The sequence below is a fragment of the Bacillus sp. FH genome, assembly GCF_052216825.1.
Classification (GTDB): Bacteria; Bacillota; Bacilli; order Bacillales; family Bacillaceae_G; genus Bacillus_A; species Bacillus_A paranthracis.
Window position 1 is genome coordinate 747,000 of the sequence record NZ_JBQOUU010000001.1, and the last position, 24,056, is coordinate 771,055.

Consider the following 24,056-nt stretch of genomic DNA (forward strand, 5'->3'; position numbering starts at 1 on the left):
ATACAAGATAAAATTCTATTGTCATTTGACATGATATTTACGTAAATCTAGGCTTTACTTAATTACAAATTCTTAATTTCGTATATCCTTTCTTGCAAGTTTAGGTTTCTTTTGAGAATGTGGTATATTTACATGTCCCAAAGCAGCCACGGATTGTCTCCTTTCCTTCCTTGACAGTTTAGGCTTCTTTTGAAAATATAATTCTTTTAAATGTCGCGAAGTAATACCTTGTTTTTTGAAATCAAAGTAAAAATACAAATGTGTACTTAGCGCTAGGAAAACAACTGAAATAAATGAAAAAATAACGATTAGCACAATCGCCATAGCTTTTTGGCTCAAAATTCCAATACTAACTTGACCAATCATATAACCTAAACCCGAAAAATATACAATTTTAGAGATTTTCACATCTTGATCAGTGATCCCCCTTAAGCGAGCTGTAAAATATTTAATCCAGAATAATTCAGATTTATAAACAATTAAACTATATGCAATAAGCGATAGAATAAAAAATAAAGGAGATTCTATTTCTACGAATTCGTAAGCTAACTTTTGCACAGCTATAAAACTACAAAATGAAATACTTAACGCAACAAATCCAGAATATAATAAATGTTGCAATTGAGGCTGCCGAGGCTTATGAATAGAAACCCAAATTCCCCATAGATTACATATCACATAAAATGGTAAAGCTACGTAAGAGTATATATTGTACGGTGGAAATATGAATAAAATGATGAGTAGCATAAAATTCATGATAACCCACACAAAGGCCCCTACAATATTTCTTATATCAAATGGTATTAATATCCGCATACAATCATCTATGCTGTTGCCATTATATTTGTCCATTATACACCCCATAAAAATTTAAAAATTTTATCTAATACATTTCCAATTCCTGATTTAACTCTATCTTTTACCGAATCCTGTTTGCCATCATGATTCCAATCACCTTTGTTAAATTTGATTCCATCTGTTAACCAACTTATCCCGATAAAAACACCAAAGCCAATTCCGGCCCCAACTACAGTTCCAATTGGTCCCCCAATTGCTGCATCACCAATAATATCACCAGCTAGCTTAGTTTTTGACGCTTTATTTTCAATATTTTCCTTTGTATCATTAATTACATCCCATCCTACAGCTGCATAACCTAAAGCATTTGTTTTTAATTTCAATGAACCTTTAAAAAATTCTTTTGGTGATAAAACATGTCTTTTTACATCATTTTTTTGCTTTACTTCGGCTAAAGGTAATGTAGTCTGTAACCTCTAGGAAATATAATACAATAAAAAAATGATTCAATCTAGTAATTGCCAACACTTATAACTAAAAACTAAAAAAATTCTAACAACAAAAAATAAAGGGAATTAATTTACATATATTTTTATAATAGTAATGTCTCTTCACTACACAATCTTTATTTTGTAAGCTAAAAAAATAGAAGTATCGTCCTATATAAGACAATACTTCCGTAGTTACTTAAAAATCACATAATAAATTACCCATTACCTCTTCCAGCATTACATCTGGATTTACCACTGCTTTTGCCAAACGCCATCCTATAAAGCCATCTGGTCTAATTAATACAGCTCCTCCATTCTCTATCCTATATAATTCACGAAAAACATTTTCTTGAGCAATAAAGTCTCCACTTCCACCTACTCGATACAGTTTAATATTTATTCCTAATTTAGATGAAACATCAAATACAGCTTCAGCCCAAGAGCTATTGTCTACTCCAGTAAGTAATACAAAATTGTTACCAAATAAGTCTAATATAGAAGCTTCTTTCCCTTTATACATCCCCCAAAAGTGTGGCGCTCGCGTTCCAGGTCTCCCGTTCAACTCTACGCTATCCATTCTATGTGGAGTGACTGAGTCATCTATAATCGCTTCTGAACAATACTGATATCCAACTGTAACAGCTAAACCGTCCATATTATTTAAAATACCTTCTTCTCTATTCGCAGCACGAAACAGTAAACTACTCGCATAATCTGTCGTTAATTTTGCAACAGGATATCTCTCTTCATGATATGTTTCTAACAATTTTGGTTTTGCCTTTCCTTTTATAACAGCCGCTAATTTCCAGGCTAGATTGTGTGCGTCTTGTATTCCTGTATTGGAACCAAACCCTCCTGTTGGCGGCATAATATGTGCAGAATCACCAACTAAAAAAATGCGATTATCTTGAAATTTTGTAGCAGTACTTTCAGTCGCTTCCCACGGTAAAACACTTACTATTTCTGACTCAACATTTGTACTTCCTATTGCGGTTTGAATAATTTGTTTACAACGTTCTATAGTGAAATCTTCTGGTTGCTCTCCTTTTAATGGATCGTAGGATACATGGTAAATCCATCTTCTTTCGTTATCAACTGGAATAAGCGCACCAAGAACTTCAGGATGAAGTACCATAGTAAAACCAAATGCATCTCCTTGTATAAATTCACTTAAATCCGCTTCAAAATAAATATTCATATAATAACCACCAATTGTTCCACGGCCCTCGGTACTAATCCCTAGCTGCTCACGTATTTTACTTTTCGCTCCATCCGCTGCAATTACGTAGTCACAATGAACAACGCTCTCTTTTTCCGTTTCACGATTTCGAATCGTTGCGATTACTCCTTGCTCATTTTGTTCATAAGAAACCAATTCATGATAAAAAGATAATTCTCCGCCTAATGTTCTCGCTTCTTGTAACATCATCTCTTCTAAAGTAATTTGATAACAAGCAGTTTGTTTTGATGGACTAATCTCTTTTACTTTTCGAAGTAATTTTTCATCGTTTCCATACTGAGTCACCCTCAATTGTGCGAATTCTTCCTGATTCGCCTCAGCTATTGTATGAACAGCTATTCTTCCTCGGCAATTTTCTAATGTTTTACCCGCTGATCTAATTCTTTGTTCTAAACCTAATTCTCGAAATAACTCCATCGTACGAAAAGTGATTCCACCTGCTTTCGGATGAATGGCAGTAGACGGATGCCTTTCAATAAGCAAGTATTCAATATTATGTTTTGCAAGGAATAACGCAGACGCTAATCCTGATAATCCCCCTCCAACAATTAAAACTGGTACATAATTCAATTCCATATACTTATCCTCCACATCATTGTTCTGAGCTCAGTGACATAAATATAATCAAAAAAACAACAAAGATATAGACTTATATTTCATTTTAAATTATCATATAGATAGATTACGCCCCAAATTACTTTTACTTTTTCATACATCTATAATCTGCTTGAATTATGCATGTATGAAAGAGTAAAACGAAACAACTCACTTCAAAATAATAAAAACATGATAAGCGGTCGTAACCCAATAAATTATATAGGGTTACGACCGCTTAATTTTTTGTGCAATGACTTAACCATCCTCATCTGTAAACAACGTATTATTAAGCCTTTTCTATCTCCTACCATTTTCAACTCATAAAATTTCATTCGTCTCGATTTTCTTTCCCAATATTGCAGCTCATACAACAATCATGTAGCATTACCGTATCGAAGTAATGGTCCATCATCTTAAACCTTTCGACTCATTAGCAGGAGGTAAAGTAATTGAAATGAATAAACAAGAACAATTAAATGTTATAAAAAAAGATTTTATTGATTCTCAAAAAGTATTATTAGCAATTGGCGATGAAACACGTCAAGCTATTTTGTTAGTTCTCATGGAAACGGAATGTCAAACAGGATTACGTGTAGGTGAAATTACGAAACAAACACACCTTTCTCGACCAGCGGTATCACATCACCTTAGAATTTTACGAGAAGCCGGTATTATTTTAATGCGAAAAGAAGGTACAAAAAACTTTTATTATATTGATATACGTACAAAATTAAGTTTATTAAAAAATCTTGTATTAGATATCGAAAAGCTATTGCACAACTTTTATCCCACTTTAACGGGCAGTAAGACCCCCACCTCAGAATTCAGCGAAAGTAAAGAATTTAGATAGGGGATCAACTGCCCGTAAAAGTCCGATTGGTTCAACTAATAATCAGTGGGAGATGAAGAACCCCCACTGATTAAAGTTTCACTTTATTGAAATTTGGAGGTATAAGAAATGAAAGCGATGATAATTGATAAGTACGGAAAAGTCCCAATGCGTATGGCCGAGGTACCTATTCCTGAAATAAATGAGCATGAAGTGCTCGCAGAAATTCATGCAGCTAGTATTAACCCAATTGATTTTAAAATACGCGATGGAAAAGTAAAGGTGTTACTTAAATATGAAATGCCCCTAATCCTTGGGAATGACTTTGCTGGTGTCATCATAAAGGTTGGATCAAAAGTAACTCGTTTTAAAGTCGGCGATGAAATATATGCACGTCCAAGAAAAAATAAGATTGGTACTTTTGCGGAGTATATAGCCATTCATGAAGATGACATAGCTTTAAAACCGAAAAATTTAAGTTTTGAAGAAGCTGCTTCAATTCCACTTGTTGGCTTAACATCCTATCAAGCATTACATGACATTATGCAATTACAAAAAGATCAAAAGATTTTAATTCACGCTGGATCTGGTGGTGTTGGTACTTTCGCAATTCAGTTAGCAAAAATAATGGGTGCTACCGTTACAACAACTGCTAGTGAAGCTGGTTCCGATTTAGTAAAGTCTCTTGGAGCAGATCAAATTATTAATTACAAAACAGAAAAATTTGAAGAAATACTAAAAGATTATGATGCAGTATTTGATACCATTGGTGGTACAACACTTGAAAAATCATTCAATATTATAAAAAGCGGCGGCAACATTGTTTCCGTTTCAGGAATGCCAAACGCTCGTTTCGGTAAAGAATTTGGTTCTGGATTTTTTAAAACATTCTTATTTTCATTAGCAAGTAAAAAACTTACTGCACTTGAAAAAAAGCATAATGCTCAATATTCATTTTTATTTATGAAGCCAAGCGGAGATCAATTACGTACTATCGCAAACTATATTGAAGCCGGAAAAATCAAACCTGTAATCGATCGAGTTTTCCCTTTTGAAGATGCGCAAAAAGCAATGGAATATTCAGAGGCCGGAAGAGCAAAAGGAAAAATAATTGTAAAAATGAAATAATAATAAAGACTCCATTTTCTTCAAATGGAGTTTTTATATTTACTGTTAAATAGACATAGTGCAGTGAAGTCCTTACAATAGATTGCAAGGGGAAATATCATATTATACTTTTAGCTAATTTTACAAAGAATACATACGTACAAATACATAATAAAAAAAATAAACAAGGAGGAGATAAAATGACTAAAAATAATGAAGCTGGTTGGAATTTAGACCATAGTTATACGACTTTACCACAATCATTTTATACAGAAATCCCCCCTACTCCCGTAAGTTCACCGGAGTTAGTTAAGCTAAACCATTCACTTGCGATATCTCTTGGCTTTAATCCTGAAGAATTGAAGAAGGAAGCCGAAATCGCTATTTTCGCTGGTAATGCACTCCCAGAAGGAGCTCGTCCATTAGCACAAGCATATGCCGGTCATCAATTCGGACATTTTAATATGTTAGGCGACGGTCGTGCTCTTTTAATTGGTGAACAAATGACTCCTTCAGGTAAACGTTTTGACATTCAACTGAAAGGTTCTGGTCCTACTCCGTATTCACGCCGCGGTGATGGTCGTGCTGCACTCGGTCCAATGCTACGTGAATATATTATTAGCGAAGCAATGTATGCACTTGATATTCCAACTACCCGCAGTTTAGCAGTTGTCACAACAGGCGAACCAACATATCGTGAAACAAAGTTACCTGGAGCTATTTTAACTAGAGTAGCAAGCAGCCATATACGCGTCGGCACATTTCAATATGCTGCAGCTCGCGGTTCTATCGAGGATCTTCAATCGCTAGCTGACTATACAATAAAAAGACATTATCCAGAAATTGAAGATCATGAAAACCGATATACTGCATTGCTACAAGAAGTCATTAAAAGACAAGCAAGTCTTATCGCAAAATGGCAACTTGTTGGATTTATTCACGGCGTAATGAACACTGACAATATAACGATTAGCGGTGAAACGATTGACTACGGCCCTTGTGCATTTATGGACAATTACGACCAAGGAACTGTATTTAGCTCCATTGATACACAAGGTCGCTACGCATATGGAAATCAACCATATATGGCCGCATGGGATCTCGCGCGACTAGCTGAATCTTTAATACCAATCCTACACGAAGATGAAGAAGAAGCATTAAAGATTGCTCAAGACGAAATTTCAAAATTTAGCGTACAGTATGAAAACCAGTGGTTCCTTGGAATGAAAAAGAAATTAGGACTATTTAGCAACGAAGAACAAGATCAATCACTTATTGAGCAACTTTTAAAAATGATGGAGAAATTTAAAGCGGATTACACAAATACATTCCGTTCATTAACTCTTAATACGTTAGAAAATACCCCTCTATTCGATAGCCCTGAATTTAAAGAATGGTACAAACTGTGGCAATCTCGATTAGAAAAACAAGATGAATCGAAAGAAAATGCCTACGAAATGATGAAAAATAATAACCCATCAATCATCCCAAGAAACCATCGCGTAGAAGAAGCACTAGAAGCCGCTGTCACAAATGGCGACTATAGCGTAATGGAAAAACTTCTTGAAGCTCTAGCAAATCCTTATGCATATTCTACAGATCAAGAAGAATACTGCCTTCCACCTGCGCCTACGAATCGCCCTTATCGTACTTTTTGTGGGACTTGATTGTTTAATCTGTAAAAAGGTGTGTTCATACAAATTGTGTGAACGCACCCTTTTTTATATTTTCACCTCTCAACTAGAAATTTAAAATGCCCCCTCCCCCGACACCTTTTCTTTACTCCAAAACAAATTAATACTATTCCAATCGGCTTACTGAAAAGTTTGTTAAACAAATATTGAGAAATAAAAATCGTATTTCTAAATATTGTTATTTTTGATACTATATTTTATAAGAATATTCAAAAAGCGAGGGGATTTCATGAACGTTCAACTACAAGGTAATGAACAAATTACGAAATTATTTAATGATTGGTATAGAGTAATATTGAAACATCAAACTATTCAAGCAACAAAGATTAAAAATGATATTGAGGATAAAATCTCTAGTTCTGAAAAAGATACTAATCTACTATTGTATTATTCACTTTTTAATTTTAGATATGAAGTTTTAACGGATGGTTTAAATATTACTAAAGATGCTTTTAATAAAATTGATATTTATCCAGTACCCGAAAATAATTGTCTTGCTTATTATTATCACTTCTTTAAAGCCATTCATAGCACCATTCTTGCAGACTATAATGAAGCTAAAAATCACTTCGAGAAAGCTGAAAAACTTTTAAAATATGTACCTGAAGAATTAGAACTTGCTGAATTCAATTATCGTATCGCCTCTTTTTATTACCAAATATACAACCCATTATTAGCAATCAACTATATACAAAAAGCTAAAAAAGTTTTCTCTACACACTCAGGATATGAAGTTAATTTAGCTGCATGTGACAATGTTTTCGGGCTATCTTGTCTAGATTTAAGACAATATGAACAAGCTGAAGAAAGTTTTAACTCCGCTATCGATATTCTTAAAAAGAAAGGCGAAAAATCATTACTTTTACGTACAAGAAATAATATTGGTTTACTGTACGCAAATCAAAATCTTTCTTCTTTAGCAATTCGTCATCTATCCGAAGTTACTGAAAGTATGCCGAATCATTTTAAAGCTCTTTATCTGCAAGCAGATGAATATTTGAAATTAGGTGAAAAAGAATCTGCATCTCAATTTATTGAAAGAGGTTTATCCGTCTGTAACAAACTAGAAATTAAAGAATATCAATATCGATTTAAAATCTTAGACGAGCTTTGTAAAGAATCAAATACAATTGAAATAGAAAAAGTAGTTTTAGCAGGAGTTTCTTATTTCGAAACAGAAGAGTTATGGGAATGCATCGAAGAGTATACAGAAAGAATAGCAAATAAGTTTTATGCAGAAGAAAATCACTTCAAAGCAAGTAAATATTTTTATTTAAGCAATCAAGCACGTAAAAAATCATTAGCTAAAGGGGCGTTAAAATAATGAAAAAAATTGGTTTAGCACTATCGGCAGTAGCATTGACATTAATTTTGAGTTTTGGATTTAGTCATAATTCCAAAGATGTAGCCTTAAATAAAGGCGATACATGGTCTCCAGCATACGGGCTTAAACAAGCATAACAAAAATTCGTGCTAATTATTAGCACGAATTTTTAATTTATATAAATTAAACGCACATATCCTTTATATAATCGTTAATCGTTAATCGTTCATCAACCCTGCAATCCCCCTACTCCCCTCACTACCAACTTTCTCAAGTTCCTCCACAACTAAATTCCGTCTCTCCACAGAATGATTTTGACTTAACTTCGCTTTTCCTTCTATTTTATTTATCTTTATTTTAAAGCCCACTATTCCCTTACTTAATCCTCCCATATAATTCGGGTCTACATCATTAAGTGAGTAGGTGCTCTCCGGATCTTCATACTTATGTACTAACTCTTGAAGAGAGTCTATTAATTCCTGTTCATCTTCAACAATTTCTAATTCACCATATACATGCACTGCAACGTAATTCCATGTTGGTACTGCATTGTTTGTTTCATACCATGACGGAGAGATGTAACTATGTGGTCCTTGAAATATAGCTAGTACTTGCTGATTCCCAATATCTTTCCACTGTTCATTCGGCCGTGCAAAGTGACCATGTAAAGTAAGGGTCTCCCTATTTAATAACAATGGTAAATGCGTTGCATATGGTTCCCCATTATGTTGAGAAAATAACGTTGCAAAGCTATTTTGTTCCATTATTTCGTACTTCATTTCTTCATCTTGTATTGCGAAATATTTTGGTATATACATAAGTTCCCTCTTTTCCGATCTTTTATTTCTCATTATATTTAAGTATCGTAGCATTCAACAGGGCCAGTTTGTATTTCTTTTACAATGGCAGCTCTCAATTAAAAAAGAATAGGCCGCATATACTCAATGCGACCTTAGTTTATTTTTTCTAATATATTTGTAATAAATGCCGTCTTACCTTCACTATAACCCGCTCTATTTTTCGATTCTCTTGCTAATTCTTTCTTTAAACGTCCATATTCAACAGCAACACCTTCATGTTCACGAAGATAATCCCGAAACGCTATATGTCTTCTTAGCTCTTCACTTTCTTTATCACACACATACAAATGATGTTCCATCCAATCTGTACTTTCTCCGTCCCACGGAACGAAAGCGTCCTTTCTGCCAAACGCCTCTCTCCCTTTGTAGCTCCATTCTGCCTGATGATAGTATCCTATCGCTTCTAGCTTTGTTACTACTTTAGGAAAAAACCCATAATCTTCTATTATGATATCAATATCTAATATTGGTTTTGCTGCAAGTCCTTTAATAGATGTACTCCCAACATGTTCAATGGATAAAATACTGTCTTCCATTACATCGTTAATGAGAGTTTGTAACTTATTAAATTCACTTTCCCATTTGATGTTATACTCTTCGATAGTAATTCTCTGTTTCAAAGTATCCCTCTCCTCAAAAGCAACTATAACCTCTGAATATGAGTATCCTTAAAATCCGTCTCATATTTCAATCCATATCCAAACATTCGATCCATTCCAATATGTGCGGTCCATATTAAACCAATCATAATAACTATATCTATCTTAAAATAAGCACCTATGATAACAATTAATATCGATATGATATATGTGTGAAATAAATTATAAATGTTAGCCCCAACATGATTATTTATACCATACGCTAACATTGATAAATCCGGAGCTAAAAGGAACAGAAAAAATATTATCCAACTAAATTCATATAATGAATACGCATAAATCGCAGCTATGAAAACAACTAGCCCTTCAAAATGTACAATACGTTTTTGCATTCTTTATCATTCCTATTTTTCTATATTTACCGATAAAGTTTCATCACTGAAAGTATCCTTTGCATTTTTTGACCAGATGGTTGCTAAAATCGGTCCTGCAATGTTATGCCATACTGCTGCTAACACACTTGGGAGGGCGGCAGCTGGTCCAAAATGTGCTGTTGCTAGCGCAACACCTAAACCTGAATTTTGCATTCCTACTTCTATTGAAATAGCTCTTCTTGTCCCTTCGTCTAGTCTAAGTATGAATGCTGTTATATATCCGAGTAAAAAACCGAAAGCATTATGAAGCATAACGGCAATAAAGATAAGAAGGCCTGAAGAAGTAATGCTACTTACATTCGCTGAAACAACTGCAGAAACGATAATGATAATTGCTACAACCGATATGAAAGGGATAACGGTCATTCCTTTCGTAACAGTTTTAGGGAATAACTTCTTCACTACTAATCCTAAAATAATCGGTATGATAATGACTTGTACGATAGAAAGAAACATGGACATAGCATTCACTGGCATCCATTGCCCTGCAAGTAATAATAAAATAAGAGGTGTAGCAATTGGTGCTAGTAACGTTGATAATGACGTCATTGCAATAGACAACGCTAAGTTCCCTTTTGCTAAATAAACCATAACATTTGATGCGGTGCCACCCGGTACTGAACCGAGCAACACTAATCCAGCTGCTAATTCGGCTGGCAGATTCATAACGTAGGCTAGTACGTATGCGACAAGTGGCATAATAATAAACTGAGCACATACACCGATAATAACTGGTAATGGTTTTGTAGCTATGATTTTGAAATCAACAGCCTTCAATGTTAATCCCATCCCAAACATGACAACCCCAAGTAAAATCGTTATGTAACTAGTTAACCCCAGAAATGGAGCAGGAATAAAATATGCAATAGCTGCAATACAAATAACCCAAAATGCAAAATACTTTCCAGCTATATTACTTATCGCCTCTAGTACTTTCACCCAATCAGCCCCTATCCTTTAATTGAAACACCTTATTCGGATTCAAAATATTTTGCGGGTCAAGAGCTCTCTTTATTTTTTCCATTACGAATAATGCCGCCCCATGTTCTTCTTCTTGATACTTCCTTTTTCCGACTCCGACGCCATGTTCTCCTGTACACGTTCCCCCTCGTTTAAGAGCATACAAAACGATACTTTCATTTATTTCATCTGCTTTTTCCACTTCTTCTTTATCGTTTGGATCAACCATTAAGAGCACGTGGAAATTCCCGTCTCCTACATGACCAAGAATACCACCAACAAGCCCAACCTTATCTAATGTATCTTTCGCATGTTGAATTGCCCGAGCCAATTCTGAAATTGGTACACATACGTCTGTACTCATAAGCTTTTTACCAGGATAGCTATGAACGTAAGCGTATGCTAGGTTATGCCGTGCATCCCATAATTTATTTCTCGCTGCAGTTTCCGTTTCAAAAGCAACTTCTTTACATTTATGATCAAAAACAATTTCTTTCGTAAACTCAACATCTTGCTTTAACCCTGCTTCATTACCGTGAAACTCTAAAAACAATGTAGGTTCTTCTCTGTAACTTGTTTCACTGTAATGATTGACTTGTTTCATAGATAGTTCATCAACGAGTTCAATTCTCGCAATCGGAATACCCGCTTGCAATATGTTAATAACAGCTTCTACTGCATCATTTATAGTTGGAAACGATGCTCTCGCGGCCATAACATGCTCTGGTATGCCGTATACTTTTAATGTTAACTCTGTAAAGCATCCAAGCGTACCTTCTGATCCTACGAAAACACCATTTAAATGGTAACCTGATGACGACTTCGCAGCTAAATTCCCAGTATGTATTACTTCCCCATCAGCAAGAACGACTTCTAAATCACGAACTTGATCACGCATTACTCCATACTTAACCGCTGTCGTTCCGCTTGCATTTGTAGCAGCCATTCCCCCTAACGTTGCATCTGCTCCTGGATCCACACTAAAAAACAATCCGTATTTCTTCAATTCTTTATTGAGCTGAGAACGAGTCACTCCTGGCTGTACTTTCACCAGAAAATCTTTCTCTCTTATTTCAAGAATTTTGTTCATTAATGAAAAATCAACCGTAATTCCTTTTTCATAAGGAATTACATGTCCTTCTAAACTAGAACCTACCCCAAACGGAACGACGGGTGTCCCGTGCTCACTCGCTATTTTCATTATCGTGCTAACCTCTTCGGTCGTTTTCGGAAAAACTACTACATCAGGTAAACTACTAGCATGATAAGATTCATCTTTACTATGTAACTCTCTTACTGTTGTATTGATTACTACTCGATCTTCGGGAAGTACACCCTTTAATTCATTTACTAAACGCTCTACCGTTATTTCCATCTTACACTCTCCTACTTTCTATAAATTTGAATTACAAAATATGTTAACTATTTTATACATAATAATCCGAAAAATTAAATAATTCAAGTTTTACATATACGAAATTCATTTCTTACTTTCGAATAAAAAAAGAACTTGCAACAATTACTGCAAGTTCTTTTCTATAAAACTATATTTTAAATGACTTCTTTATTAACAACATAAACCAAATTAAAGTAAATGCCATCAGCGAATGAGAAAACCCAACAATATAAGTTAACCCTTTAAAGTCCGCTCCATTTAACTGAAGAAGCCCTCTTGCTGCCAATGAACCTAACATTAATATTAATGCGATATTATGTACAACAAACCACTTATTAAAACTTTTCGCTTCATGAAACGCGAATACTTTTGCTAATCCTAAAGCAATTAAAAAGAAGAAAAAGCCGAGTACAAGTGTATGTGTATGTAAAAGGTTTAACAAAGTAGATCCTACAATCCCCTTATACTTTCCATATTCCCTAGCGAAAATCCCTGATAATAAACCGATAATCAAATACGTAAACGATGCATTATATAATTTCTTCATTATGTACCTCCTTGGGTAGAATGTGTAGTGTGTCATATTTAGTAATAATGATAGTTATATAGTAAAAACTCCTAGTCACCTAGGAGTCATTGTATAAGCATCTCACTCTTTACAATCAATTCTAATTATAAAATATCCCTTTATACAAAACAAACGAACTTTATGTGAACAATCCGGGCTCTTGTAAAATATGTTGCGATTTTGTATTACACAATCCATACTAATGATTATAAATGTTAAAGGTGGTGCAGTAGATTGTGATAGTTCTTGAAACGGAACGACTCGTTCTTCGCTGGTTTCATCTAAAAGATGCTCCATTTATTCTCGAGTTAGTAAACGATCCTGCATGGATTCAGTATATCGGTGATAAAAGGATTAAAAACTTAGAAGATGCAAAAAAATACATCTTAAACGGACCCGTTGATATGTATAATAAAATGGGCTTCGGCCTTTACTTAGTAGAACGAAAAGAAGATCTCACTCCGCTCGGTATGTGTGGCCTTATTAAAAGAGATTCATTAGAAGATGTTGATATTGGCTTTGCCTTTTTAGAGAAATTCCGTTCGAAAGGATATGGCTACGAGTCAGCTTCTGCTGTAATCGAATACGGAGTACAAAAACTAGGTCTGAAACGAATTGTAGCCATTACTACTACTGATAACATCCAGTCAGGAAAGCTTTTAGAAAAAGTAGGATTGAAGTTCGAAGAGATCATTTCGAACTCAGGGGAAGATTTAAAATTATTCGGCTATAACGCGTAAAAAGATTTTGAAAGAAAAACCCTTGATTTATCTACGCTAAGCAGAAAATCAAGGGTTTTATTTATGTTCTAAGAGGCGTAATAATCCAATAGAATGCTCTTCAATATGTAAATCTGTTTCGTGATGTAGTAAACCATCAATGACATGAACGGCATCCCTAGCATTCGGATTAATCACTTTTGTATGAAAGCTAGAGAATTGATCACTCATAAAGCGATAAAGTGAAACTTTAATTAGTGGGGGTTTTCTTCATCTCCCACTGATTATTAGCCTTCACTAATCGGACTTTAATGGTAGCACCTTTACCTGTTCCGTACTGTGGATTTGCGTCTGCATGTAAAGATGAAACCTCCATTTGCATGCCCATCCCATCTGAAGACGAAGTGGTACCATCTCCCCAATAAGAAGCTAAATCTAGTTGGTGCTGGTAATTTACTAATGTTGCTTGTGCCTTATTCATTGAATCTTCACCACTCGTTTTTTATCGGACTTCTTTTTATACTTTTATTTTCTTTATGAGTTATTAGAAAAATAATTGTCTATATAAGTCTTTATTTTTTCAAAATCCTTTTCCATAAATAAGTTTGCTGGTACTTCAATTATTGGAAGATTATTTTCATTATCAAAAGGTGGACACGGTTTGGGAACTACCAAATAGTCAACTGAGTTTTTATCCCTAATATAATTAATCGAAACATCATAATACTCAGAAAAATACCCCTTCAAATCATCGTGATTCCTTAAAAATGGTAGAGAAAATATTGAACCATAATTTATACCAGCGTCGACAATTAATACAAAGCATATTTTTTTCATGATACACCCTCCTAGTATAATAAGTTTTAAGTTAATAACTGTTCCTTGAAAATTAAATAGTTTTTATCTTCAAGAGCTACATCAAAAAAATAATGTAAGGGTAAAATGTAGTCTTGGATACCAGGGGTTTCCCAAAATAATGGAAGTGCAGAAATGGATCCATCGGGAATATGCTTACTCCTCCTGTAGTTCGAGCACATTAAAAGACTGCGACCTAGACCAAAATGCACTGCATACGCACAAGCTGTATCCGTTTCCTTTTTCTTTATATTCAATTAAATTATATCATTATTTTACATAAATTTACAGACTTTGTTTTTTATTTTATTGGTAAACTTATGCTTAGCATGAATTGGAGTGCTTTGGATTGAATTAGCGGTACCTCGTCAACGTTGTACACAGTGCAATTATACATTTACTTTTGATTACGGGTTAGAGCGGATTCACTCTTCAACAGCCTCATTTCGTCGTGAAATTGTACAGCGTTGTAAGGGGCGCGCTTTGTCAGATGTTGCCTGCGAATATAACTTGCCTTACACCACGGTAGAGCGCTGGTTTTATTGGTATGCAGCTGAACAATTCCATGATGAAATAGCTACTCGAATTTGTGTAGATGAGTTTGCGATTCGTAAAGGGCACACGTATGCAACAAGTGTGCCAAATGCAGATACAGGGCGTGTTTTAACTGTCGTTCCGAATCGTAATCAAGAGGCAATCGAAACAGGCAAAAATACGATTAGCTGATTGGATAAAACGCTATCAATTCCATGTTTGCGGTGCAGTTGCGAAAATTGTGAAAAGCTTCGTATTACGTGAGAAAGCGATGCTCGATACAATTGTGTCACCTTTATCCAATGGAATCATGGAGGGAACAAACAATAAGATTAAACTTATCAAACGGCGTGGGTTTGGCTACAGAAGTGATGACCATCTTTTCTTGCGCATTCGCTTAGAAACAGAACGTTGATTTTATCAACCCCATCTTTTGGTGATGATCCTTTCATATCGCATTTTTGGTACTTTATAGAAATAATTCTTCCGTTTATAAATTTATTATATTAATATATTAAATAAAGAGGTGAGAATAAATGGGACAACCACTATTTTTATTAGTTCTTCAATTCATTGCATTTATATTAATCATTTGTATCTTATATGGAATCTTGTATAATGTCGTATTGAATTTAAATATGCCTAAATGGACTGCACATATGGTAGCTACGTTATTTTCTCTTGGTAGTGCCTATCAAGCTTTTGTAATTTTTTTGTATAACACGCAACAAAAAGGTCGCCACTTACGGCGACCTTTTTACTATTTCACTTCTACCGTATAATTCCCTGTTCCCCCGCCATACTGATACACATGTAAATAATACTTTCCTGGATACGTGTAGTAACTTCCTACTAACTTATTTCCTTCTTGCTGGGCATACGTAACATAATTATTTAAATCTGCTTCCGAATAAAGAACCCAGTTTACTCCAATATTATTTTCCTTCGTTACATTAATTTGCAGGTTTTTCGCCGTTTCCACATTTATTTCAAAGAAATCACTCGTATCACCATTTCCTAAACTAGCACGTAAAACTTGATTGAGTTGCAGTTTATTTGCTGTCTGGAATGAATTATTCGGTTCTTTTTCTATACTATTATCTTCTTTCTTTTGAACCGTTACATTCGTTGTAACAGTATTCGTTAATCCTTTGTCATCTGTTACTGTTAATTTTGCCGTATATGTTCCTTCTTTTGTGTATACATGAGTCGGATTTTGTTCATTACTTACAGTACCATCACCAAACTCCCATTTATAAGCAACAATTTTTCCATCTTCATCTTTCGATCCATCGCTTTTAAACGAAATTGCTGCATTTACACTTCCGCTATATGGGCCGTTTATAACCGCAACTGGCGCTTTATTCACAGCACCTTCTTCTGTATTAATACCATGGAATACAACATCATATTCAAATTGTCCTGATGCATTCACACGGTAATTTACGAAGTAAGCTGTTACTGTTTTATAGCCTGTCCATTCTTTCGCACTTAAACGTTTTAACGTATCATTTACGTTTTGTGTAATTGTCTTCCAGTCTTCATATTCTCCTTTTGCAGTCGTACCTGTATATGTTCCTTGTAGTGTAAATGTATGAAAGAACTGTGATTTGTTTTTCTTAACTGATACATTACTTAATTTTGCTTCTGCTGTAATTTCTGCTGCAATATCTGAAACTGGTTTCGGTGCGTGCGTCACTAAATAATCATCTGATACTAATGGAACATTATATTTCTCACGGTTATCTACTAACATTTGCATATAGTCTTGATACTCTTTATTTAAATTCGCATCTTTACTTAAAGCAGAGCGGTATGCATCATATGCTGTTACATCATTTTTCCTAATAAGATCATGAATTTTGTCAAACATATCATATCTCTTATTGTACATGTACGATTGTAAAGCGAAGGAATAATTATAGAAATCCCACGTTCCATACTTTGCGTTTAACGTTCTCTCTGCTGTATAACGTTCTGTCTGGATTTGAAGATATGCCTCCTATAATACTCTTTCTCGGTACAACATTATCTGTTCTCGTTGCACCTGCAAAAAACTCCGCATTTCCTTCTTCAAACCAAGATAATCTCTCATTCTCATACATCTTCCCTTGTCCCCAAAGTCCTGGCACTTCATATCTACCTTGTAAATAATGCGTGAACTCATGTCGGAACAATTCTTCCAAACTATAAATGCTTTCTTCTGGCGTACGTTCATAAGTAAAGAACGTACCTGTTCCTTCTATATAAAGACCGCCGTTATTCGTTTCATACCCGTATAATTGACGGTTAAATTGATATTCAGCTGGGCTATTATAAATAACCATCGTTAATACATCATCAGGATTGCCTTTTTCTAACGGCTGGTCACTTTCAACCGTACGATGGAATTGTGCCTTCACTTCTTTTGCCGCCCAATATAGACGTTTTACTTTTTCCTCAGTCACCTTATCTCCAGCTTTTAACACAATTGCTCCATCATCGAACGTATACGTTTTCGGTAAATATTTTTTCTTACCATCTTCTCTTATTTGATCTAGATCAACCACTTTACCATTCGCATCTTTCCCGCCATAATTCGTCGCAATTTGCTCAGCAGCTACGAAATATTGCTCACTTAAATACGGATAGATTTTTATGGCATCTGTTACAACTTGTAATCCTTTCGTTTCTGTACTATGGAACGTACCAAGTCTACCTGTATAATAAATACCATTATTAATTAACCAACCATTTTTCGCTGTCACCGTTCCAATTAAGGCAAAACGACTTAATTCATTAATATAGCTATCAATTTTTTGATACCATATTGTATCTTTCGGTGCTTTTCTCGTATCGTACAAATACGATTGAATATCGTAATCAACACCTTGCATAATATCGTAAATCGCATTTCCAGCTGAAAGATTATCTACCAATGTAGAAAAATTATCATTATATTGTTTAAAAATCTTTGCAGCTGATGTGATCGTTTCCACATCACTTGAAGCATTTCCAATTAATTTTCCATATGATGAGACAATTCTATTTTGTTCTAACGTACCGAGTTTAAAATTCGGGTTATTCGCAATCGTTTTTAGTGCAGGTAAGCATTTATCATGATAGCTTCGCTCATTTAGTTTACTTAATTCTGTATGATAAAATCCTAAATAAAAACCAGATCGTAACACCTCTACTAAAGTCTCAATCCCTTTTGAATCATCTTTCGTATAAGCTTGTCCTTGCTGGTTCAATTTATCAATAATTGCCTGCACTCTACTATCATTTTGATAGAATGCAAGACTATCCTTATTAAACTGAAATAGCCCAGTAATTTGCTCCCAATCAATTGTTACAAGTAAGTCCACTAACTGCTGATTGCTCAATTGATTTAATTCAGCAATTGTATACGTTTTCGCTACAGCTAATTGCTTACTTTCCTTTTTCACTTCAGGCGGTCTTTGTGACAAATCAGCAAATTGTAGCCTTTTCTCAAAAGACTTATTTTCCAAAACTTTTGATGAATGAGCTAATTCTTGCACTGGTAATTGTACACCAACCGGCTCCATTTTGAGCACATTCCGATATGAAACTTGCTCTCCCTTTGTACCTTCTGCCAATGCGCCCCCTTGAAAACTCCCTAACATGAAACTAGCAAAACTTACCCCTACTAACACTTTTTTTGAATAGCCTTTCATGCTCTCCCCTACCTTACATTTTTTAGTGTACCGCACCATTATTTTACTATTTTTACTTTTTATACTGTATTGAGAAAAAATAAGGTAACGTTCACACATGTATCCATACCATGCAAAATTAACACTTGACTTTATGTGCGTTTTATATCAAAAAAAGATAGATAATAGCGAAATTCCCGCTACATCTATCCTCGTTTTCAACACTATGATTTTAACTTTATGAATGTAACTTCTGGTAATGTTTGCATATGCTGAATAAACTCATTCTTTTCTTCTGACGATATATTTTTCAGTTGCATCCCTACCTTATAAACAGTTTCTATCCCTTGCTGTGAAGCTTCCACTTCATATGAAAGTATTGGAATGCCTTTCATATGAAGTGTTTCTAATATTTGTTGTACTGCTTCACGTTTATTTATACACATTTGCACCATTATATTTTGCGGAAATAAAAATTGCACCTTAAAAATACGACTTACAATCTCTAAACCAATTAAAACGAGAATCGTCGCTCCAATTCCTACTACATACATACCAGCACCAATTGCTAATCCAATTCCTGCTGTGGCCCATAAACCAGCTGCTGTCGTTAATCCTTTCACCGCCTGCTTTTGAATAATAATTGTCCCTGCACCTAAAAAGCCTACACCACTAACAACTTGTGCTGCAATACGGCTTGGATCAAGTGCCATATGTTCTTCATTCATAATATCTGAAAAAGCATATTTCGAAACGACCATTATTAATGCACTTCCTACCGCTACTAGGAAATGTGTTTTTAAGCCCGCTTCTTTTGATCGAATTTCCCTTTCAATACCGATTATTGCTCCTAACAAACCAGCAACACCGATTCGTATAATGAAATCAATATTTACACTCACGAGCTCTTCCCCCTTTCATTCATTATAGATAGATAAAATAAAAATTATCACACACATCCATTTATCGATATGAAGGAATTTTACTAAAATACACTTAATACCTAGGCCGTTTTATGTTAATATTTTAAATATTAACATAAAATAAATAACTTCTAATTTTAAACATCCAATCATTTTCTTGAAAAAACAAAGGTGGATAACATGAAATGAGGTTGAGAAAATTAAGAAAACGCTTTCATTTTGTGTCGTAATTTTTTTATACATACTACATAAATAAAGGAGCTTATTAACAATGAACGTCTCTTTACTTACACCTACTATCGATTTACAAGAAGAATACTTAGATTTTTATAACGAATGGAAAGATAGCGGTGAAACGATGATTCCGTGGGTTATTACAAAGGATCCTTCTAACTTCCCCGCTATGGTACAAGAATTACTCGATGCACATAATGGAATAAATCTTCCTGACTCTTGGGTACCAGATTCTACGTATTGGCTCGTTACAGATCATAATAGGATCGTAGGAGCTGTTAATATACGCCATAGTTTAACCGAACATTTATTTAACGCTGGCGGTCATATCGGTTATGGCATTCGCCCTTCTGAAAGAAGAAAAGGTTATGCTACGAAATTACTAGCATTATCACTGGAAAAAGCGAAGGAATTAAATATCACGAAAGCACTTGTCGTTTGCGATGAAGTAAATACTGCTTCAGAAAAAACAATTTTACATAACGGCGGGCTTCGTGATGAGGATTTCACTGAGGAAGATGGAAATGTAGTAAGGCGTTTTTGGATTGAGCTATGAAGAAGTCATCCAATGAACATAATCTTGTTATAGAGAGTTATAATAAAAGTAATGAATTAAAAGTAAAACAACTTATTGATTTATACAATGAAGAATCGTACGTATTTCACTTATTACGAGATAATAAAACAAAATGTGCGTATGTTGCCTACTATAAAAAAGATGTAGTAGGCATCTTTTTCACCTGGGGCAGTAACTTCCATCCATACTGCACATACTTTCGAATATATACGAATCCTTTCTATGCAGAGCTACACATTGAAGAATTTTTATTAAACGAGATTCAAAAGCGAGAAAACTTTAAACTCCCATTACAAACCTCTATATGGGAAACATCAGCTCATTTAAAAACGTTTTTTGAAGAACATAATTTTACGGAAATTCGAAGAACATATATGCCGATATTAGACTTACAAAAAATAGTTTCTATCGATATAGTCCCTAATTCAAATTATCATGTACAAACTTTATCGAACATCGTATCAAATAATAATTTATTAGAAAAACTAGCCTACTTAGTAAAAGAAAATTATGAGCAAACCCACCTAGCAAATCCCGTTGCCTCATTCCCACTACAAACTTGGCAAGAGATGATTTTAGCTGATGACGTACTACTAGATGGGAGCTTTCTCATTATAAATGAAGAGCATCAAATTATGGTATACTCTTTCCTCCATACATCAGAAAAGGATAATACGGTAGAACTAGGATGGTGTGGGACTCACACTATAGACGATATATCTTTACTGAAATTGCTCGTTTTCAAACAAGCTATGTATGCAAGTAAACACGGTTATTCCTTCATTCAAGGTGAATTCGATTCAACAAGTATATATGCAATGGAGATATTAAAATCCGTTCCTTTCAATCCTTGTGCTACCTGGATTACGTATCAAAAAGAAGTCGGAAGGTAATTATACACCTTCCGACTTCTTTTATGCTGTTTCTATTTCAAACTGTACTGTAATACCACTCGGGTCTACTACAGTAAATCCAGTTAAAATCTCATTTATTCCATGTTGTTTTTCTATTAATCTTTCTTTCACTTCATCTAACGCTTCTTTATGCGGTAATACAATCGTATATACCTTAAGTCCAGTTGCATGTGCTGGTGAATGCGGGTTATTTACTCCGTTCCACGTATTTGCGCCTATATGGTGATGATATCCTCCTGCAGAAATGAATAAGCAGTCATCTTCACGTTGCTGCACTTCAAAGCCTACTGTATCTACATAAAAGTCATGTGACTCTTCTACATTAGCTATTCGTAAATGTACATGTCCAACGACAGTATTAGCAGGTAATCCATCGAACTCATAATCAACAAGCGTTGCTAGTTCTTTTAAATCAAGCGGGGTACTTCCTCCTGGCCCTTCTCCCCATTGATCGCGCGGACGATCCGCATAAATTTCAATACCATTTCCCTCTAAGTCTTGTAAATAAAACGCTTCGCTATACGTATGATCGCTTGCGCTATTAAACCTTGAAATTGGTAAAATTTCATTTGAATATGTATAACGCCCCTCTTGCTCAGCCGGACTATCAATTACATTCTTATTACGAATCACACCAAATAATGCCGACGCAAAAGCCTCACGAGTCGGAACCAAAAAGGCTACATGATATATACCAGTCGTACGCGGCTCTTGCAGTACCCCGTCCTCTAACTTTTCAAGAACAAGTAATGTATTCTTTCCACCTTTTCCAGATAAATATGCTTTATTCCCCTCTTGCTTAATTACTTCTAAGCCTACAACATTCTCATAAAAGGCAATTTGACGTTCTAAATCTATCACCTTAAATTCAACATGACCAATACGTGTTTTCGGATGAATTTGTACCATGAATAACTCCATCTCCTTATCCCAATATTCTTCCATTACATATAACCGTTACTATGAAGGATACAACTAAAATCATCCTATGTAAATAAGAAAAGTCAGAATTTACAATTATTTTTATATTCATAATAAAAAGTCACCTCTTCTAACTTTCAGAAAAGGTGACTTTACAAAAATAGTCTGTTCTAATTCTTATCGCATTTTATGTACTTCAGCAACTAACTTTCCGCCCTGAATGCCCATATAAAGCTTCACAGGTGCATCATTCGTATTTTCAAACACTAAGTCTAAGTATGGATATGCAATTGTAGCATCTCTTCCTTGTGGAACGTAACCTACCGTTTTAGAATGTGTTGTTCTCTCTACCATTTTCAAACCAGCTTGATCTGCCGCATTGTATAATGTTGATGATGTTTGACAAACACCACCGCCATATCCATCTACTAATTTACCATCTACAATTTCTTTTCCTAATTGATATCCTTTATCTGGCGTTGTATCACCAATTAATGCATTGAAAGAGAAACGGTCTCCTTTTGCTAATACAACTCCATTTATGCTCGCTGCTGACAAACGAATATTTTCAATACGGCCACCTGTTGAGCCACCTAAATTCGTTTCATATCTACCAATTACCGTACCACTTCCTTGCGCATCACTTAATGTTGCAGTAGGCTTCTTCTCAACAATAGGTAATTGATAGGAAGAATCCCACATACCTACGTTTAATAATTTATCTACTAATTCTTTTTCCATTAATTCATAAGAAGGTTTCCCTTCTTGCCAACTTCCATCAGATCCTAGACGTGAAGGGACCATCTTTTTGTCAACATTTTTCCCAACTTCCCTAGCAACCTTCTCAACTGATTTTTTAAATTTCGCTTCATCTTCAAAATAACCTAGACTCGACAAATCTAACTTTTTTACTTCCGTACCTGTACGCCCATCTACTAAACTAATAGAATCCTGTACTTCTGCTTTAGCCTCTACCGTGTGGCCACCAATATCACTTACTAATGCAACATCACTTACTTTTGTACCACAGCCACTCACTACAGCTACACATAAAACCCCAACTAATATACCCTTTACTTTACGGAACAATATACTCTCCCCTTTTCCCCAATACTACTTTTATGTATTATTTCATTTTTATGTATGTTTTGTTACAATCATTTTACAATATATTTATAAATTGTTACAAGTTATTTTTTACTCTATATAAATTACTCTTTTCTTTTCCAAATGTCTATATATATTTACATAAAAGTTTGAGTTTGATAGAATTGTAACCTTTACGTAACCTCTCCCTATTATCCAGTATATACCATAAAACGAACGAAATACAAATGTAAAACTCCATATTCGTATTTATAAAAAACATCCTGTGAACATAAATAGGTATTTGCCGTGCCACACTCCGCTTTTACACATACATTATGGTGAATTAACCTATTTTAAAGAAATGGAGGATGTTTTTATGTACCCCTACAATCCATACGATCCATATAACCAAACTGGTTATCAACCTCAATATGATTTACAAGCACAATACCAACAATATATAGATCCAGTAGAACAAGTTAATCCATATGATCAAACTCGACAATTCCAACTTCCAATCTCTTTTCCTGGTGCTGGAAACCGTCAATTAGAAAGACGAGTAAATGAGCTTGAACAAAGAGTACGTCAATTAGAAAACACGGTTGAACGTCATACACGTAGATTAAACCGCTTAAACCAACGTTTACGTACAGTAGAAAACAGACTGAACATTCCATTTTCAGCATTAGAAGACGGATTTTAATTTCGGAAATAAAAAATATATGAAGGAAGGGGGC

At 34.7% G+C, this 24,056-nt stretch carries 23 protein-coding genes and 4 pseudogenes; 12 read left to right on the forward strand and 15 right to left on the reverse strand.

Annotated features, from left to right (window positions below; genetic code table 11):
* Positions 1–72: 72 nt before the first annotated feature.
* The 3 genes and pseudogenes from ACTT1L_RS04080 to ACTT1L_RS04090 form a co-directional block, all read right to left on the reverse strand.
* Complete coding sequence (locus tag ACTT1L_RS04080) at positions 73–864, reverse strand: hypothetical protein (protein WP_050541425.1); 792 nt, start codon at positions 862–864, stop codon at positions 73–75.
* A pseudogene (locus ACTT1L_RS04085) lies at positions 852–1,268 on the reverse strand (type VII secretion protein); the annotation flags it as partial. The pseudogene ACTT1L_RS04085 and the gene ACTT1L_RS04080, both read right to left, overlap by 13 nt.
* Positions 1,269–1,485: 217 nt before the next feature.
* The gene (locus ACTT1L_RS04090; RefSeq protein ID WP_262718322.1) at positions 1,486–3,105 is read right to left on the reverse strand and encodes an FAD-dependent oxidoreductase; all 1,620 of its coding nucleotides are present in this window, start codon (positions 3,103–3,105) and stop codon (positions 1,486–1,488) included.
* A 475-nt stretch (positions 3,106–3,580) separates the two neighbouring features.
* Here ACTT1L_RS04090 and ACTT1L_RS04095 point away from each other — a divergent pair, with 475 nt between their 5' ends.
* From ACTT1L_RS04095 to ACTT1L_RS04115, 5 genes are all read left to right on the forward strand, one after another.
* Entirely contained in the window at positions 3,581–3,976 is a 396-nt protein-coding gene (locus ACTT1L_RS04095) for an ArsR/SmtB family transcription factor (protein WP_001041183.1), read from the forward strand.
* 108 nt (positions 3,977–4,084) lie between these two features.
* The gene (locus ACTT1L_RS04100) at positions 4,085–5,083 is read left to right on the forward strand and encodes an NADP-dependent oxidoreductase (RefSeq protein ID WP_000646405.1); all 999 of its coding nucleotides are present in this window, start codon (positions 4,085–4,087) and stop codon (positions 5,081–5,083) included.
* A gap of 179 nt (positions 5,084–5,262) precedes the next feature.
* Complete coding sequence (locus ACTT1L_RS04105) at positions 5,263–6,729, forward strand: protein adenylyltransferase SelO (RefSeq protein ID WP_000164891.1); 1,467 nt, start codon at positions 5,263–5,265, stop codon at positions 6,727–6,729.
* 256 nt (positions 6,730–6,985) lie between these two features.
* On the forward strand, positions 6,986–8,080 hold the full coding sequence (locus ACTT1L_RS04110; protein WP_061131706.1) for a response regulator aspartate phosphatase: 1,095 nt from the start codon (positions 6,986–6,988) through the stop codon (positions 8,078–8,080).
* Entirely contained in the window at positions 8,080–8,217 is a 138-nt protein-coding gene (locus tag ACTT1L_RS04115) for a Phr family secreted Rap phosphatase inhibitor (protein ID WP_071741755.1), read from the forward strand. Before ACTT1L_RS04110 ends, ACTT1L_RS04115 begins: the two co-directional genes overlap by 1 nt.
* 81 nt (positions 8,218–8,298) lie before the next feature.
* Here the strand turns inward: ACTT1L_RS04115 and ACTT1L_RS04120 are convergent, their stop codons facing one another.
* From ACTT1L_RS04120 to ACTT1L_RS04145, 6 genes are all read right to left on the reverse strand, one after another.
* Positions 8,299–8,898, reverse strand: a complete 600-nt coding sequence (locus tag ACTT1L_RS04120) for an FMN-binding negative transcriptional regulator (protein WP_242302210.1) — start codon at positions 8,896–8,898, stop codon at positions 8,299–8,301.
* A gap of 134 nt (positions 8,899–9,032) precedes the next feature.
* A complete protein-coding gene (locus ACTT1L_RS04125; RefSeq protein WP_000813605.1) occupies positions 9,033–9,560 on the reverse strand; it encodes a GrpB family protein in 528 nt (175 codons plus the stop codon).
* 23 nt (positions 9,561–9,583) lie between these two features.
* A complete protein-coding gene (locus ACTT1L_RS04130) occupies positions 9,584–9,931 on the reverse strand; it encodes a DUF4260 domain-containing protein (protein WP_001172036.1) in 348 nt (115 codons plus the stop codon).
* Between the two features lie 12 nt (positions 9,932–9,943).
* Positions 9,944–10,912, reverse strand: coding sequence for a bile acid:sodium symporter family protein (locus ACTT1L_RS04135; RefSeq protein ID WP_071741758.1), 969 nt, complete (start codon positions 10,910–10,912; stop codon positions 9,944–9,946).
* 4 nt (positions 10,913–10,916) lie between these two features.
* On the reverse strand, positions 10,917–12,308 hold the full coding sequence (locus ACTT1L_RS04140; RefSeq protein ID WP_442821808.1) for an FAD-binding oxidoreductase: 1,392 nt from the start codon (positions 12,306–12,308) through the stop codon (positions 10,917–10,919).
* Between the two features lie 169 nt (positions 12,309–12,477).
* Complete coding sequence (locus ACTT1L_RS04145; protein ID WP_000737903.1) at positions 12,478–12,876, reverse strand: DUF2871 family protein; 399 nt, start codon at positions 12,874–12,876, stop codon at positions 12,478–12,480.
* A gap of 257 nt (positions 12,877–13,133) precedes the next feature.
* On the opposite strand from ACTT1L_RS04145, the gene ACTT1L_RS04150 reads away from it, so the two are divergent.
* Entirely contained in the window at positions 13,134–13,637 is a 504-nt protein-coding gene (locus tag ACTT1L_RS04150) for a GNAT family N-acetyltransferase (RefSeq protein ID WP_000636234.1), read from the forward strand.
* A gap of 93 nt (positions 13,638–13,730) precedes the next feature.
* On the opposite strand, the pseudogene ACTT1L_RS04155 reads toward ACTT1L_RS04150, so the two are convergent.
* Positions 13,731–14,106 (reverse strand): annotated as a pseudogene (locus ACTT1L_RS04155) (Tn3 family transposase); the annotation flags it as partial.
* A gap of 44 nt (positions 14,107–14,150) precedes the next feature.
* Positions 14,151–14,453, reverse strand: coding sequence for a hypothetical protein (locus ACTT1L_RS04160; RefSeq protein ID WP_000717603.1), 303 nt, complete (start codon positions 14,451–14,453; stop codon positions 14,151–14,153).
* Positions 14,454–14,810: 357 nt separating this feature from the next.
* Between ACTT1L_RS04160 and ACTT1L_RS04165 the strand changes: the two genes are divergently transcribed.
* The 3 genes and pseudogenes from ACTT1L_RS04165 to ACTT1L_RS04175 all read left to right on the forward strand — a co-directional run.
* Entirely contained in the window at positions 14,811–15,197 is a 387-nt protein-coding gene (locus ACTT1L_RS04165; protein WP_161490997.1) for a transposase, read from the forward strand.
* A 4-nt stretch (positions 15,198–15,201) separates the two neighbouring features.
* Positions 15,202–15,420 (forward strand): transposase, encoded by a 219-nt coding sequence (locus ACTT1L_RS04170; protein WP_239696967.1) that lies wholly within the window; start codon positions 15,202–15,204, stop codon positions 15,418–15,420.
* Positions 15,421–15,541: 121 nt separating this feature from the next.
* Positions 15,542–15,721, forward strand: a pseudogene (locus ACTT1L_RS04175) (hypothetical protein); the annotation flags it as partial.
* A 44-nt stretch (positions 15,722–15,765) separates the two neighbouring features.
* On the opposite strand, the pseudogene colA reads toward ACTT1L_RS04175, so the two are convergent.
* Both colA and ACTT1L_RS04185 read right to left on the reverse strand, forming a co-directional pair.
* Positions 15,766–18,682 (reverse strand): annotated as a pseudogene (gene colA, locus ACTT1L_RS04180) (collagenase ColA).
* Positions 18,683–18,885: 203 nt separating this feature from the next.
* Complete coding sequence (locus ACTT1L_RS04185; RefSeq protein ID WP_071741762.1) at positions 18,886–19,563, reverse strand: MgtC/SapB family protein; 678 nt, start codon at positions 19,561–19,563, stop codon at positions 18,886–18,888.
* Between the two features lie 292 nt (positions 19,564–19,855).
* On the opposite strand from ACTT1L_RS04185, the gene ACTT1L_RS04190 reads away from it, so the two are divergent.
* Both ACTT1L_RS04190 and ACTT1L_RS04195 read left to right on the forward strand, forming a co-directional pair.
* Positions 19,856–20,374: a GNAT family N-acetyltransferase gene (locus ACTT1L_RS04190; protein ID WP_071741763.1), complete on the forward strand. Its 519-nt coding sequence runs from the start codon at positions 19,856–19,858 to the stop codon at positions 20,372–20,374.
* On the forward strand, positions 20,371–21,288 hold the full coding sequence (locus ACTT1L_RS04195; protein WP_071741764.1) for a GNAT family acetyltransferase: 918 nt from the start codon (positions 20,371–20,373) through the stop codon (positions 21,286–21,288). The genes ACTT1L_RS04190 and ACTT1L_RS04195 overlap by 4 nt, the downstream gene beginning before the upstream one ends.
* Positions 21,289–21,309: 21 nt before the next feature.
* Here ACTT1L_RS04195 and ACTT1L_RS04200 read toward each other — a convergent pair whose 3' ends face one another.
* Positions 21,310–22,218 carry a VOC family protein gene (locus ACTT1L_RS04200; protein ID WP_071741765.1) on the reverse strand — a complete coding sequence of 303 codons (909 nt, stop codon included), beginning with the start codon at positions 22,216–22,218 and terminating at the stop codon, positions 21,310–21,312.
* Positions 22,219–22,407: 189 nt separating this feature from the next.
* Complete coding sequence (locus ACTT1L_RS04205) at positions 22,408–23,319, reverse strand: VanW family protein (RefSeq protein ID WP_000488988.1); 912 nt, start codon at positions 23,317–23,319, stop codon at positions 22,408–22,410.
* Positions 23,320–23,680: 361 nt separating this feature from the next.
* Between ACTT1L_RS04205 and ACTT1L_RS04210 the strand changes: the two genes are divergently transcribed.
* On the forward strand, positions 23,681–24,022 hold the full coding sequence (locus ACTT1L_RS04210; protein WP_001997954.1) for a hypothetical protein: 342 nt from the start codon (positions 23,681–23,683) through the stop codon (positions 24,020–24,022).
* Positions 24,023–24,056: the final 34 nt, after the last annotated feature.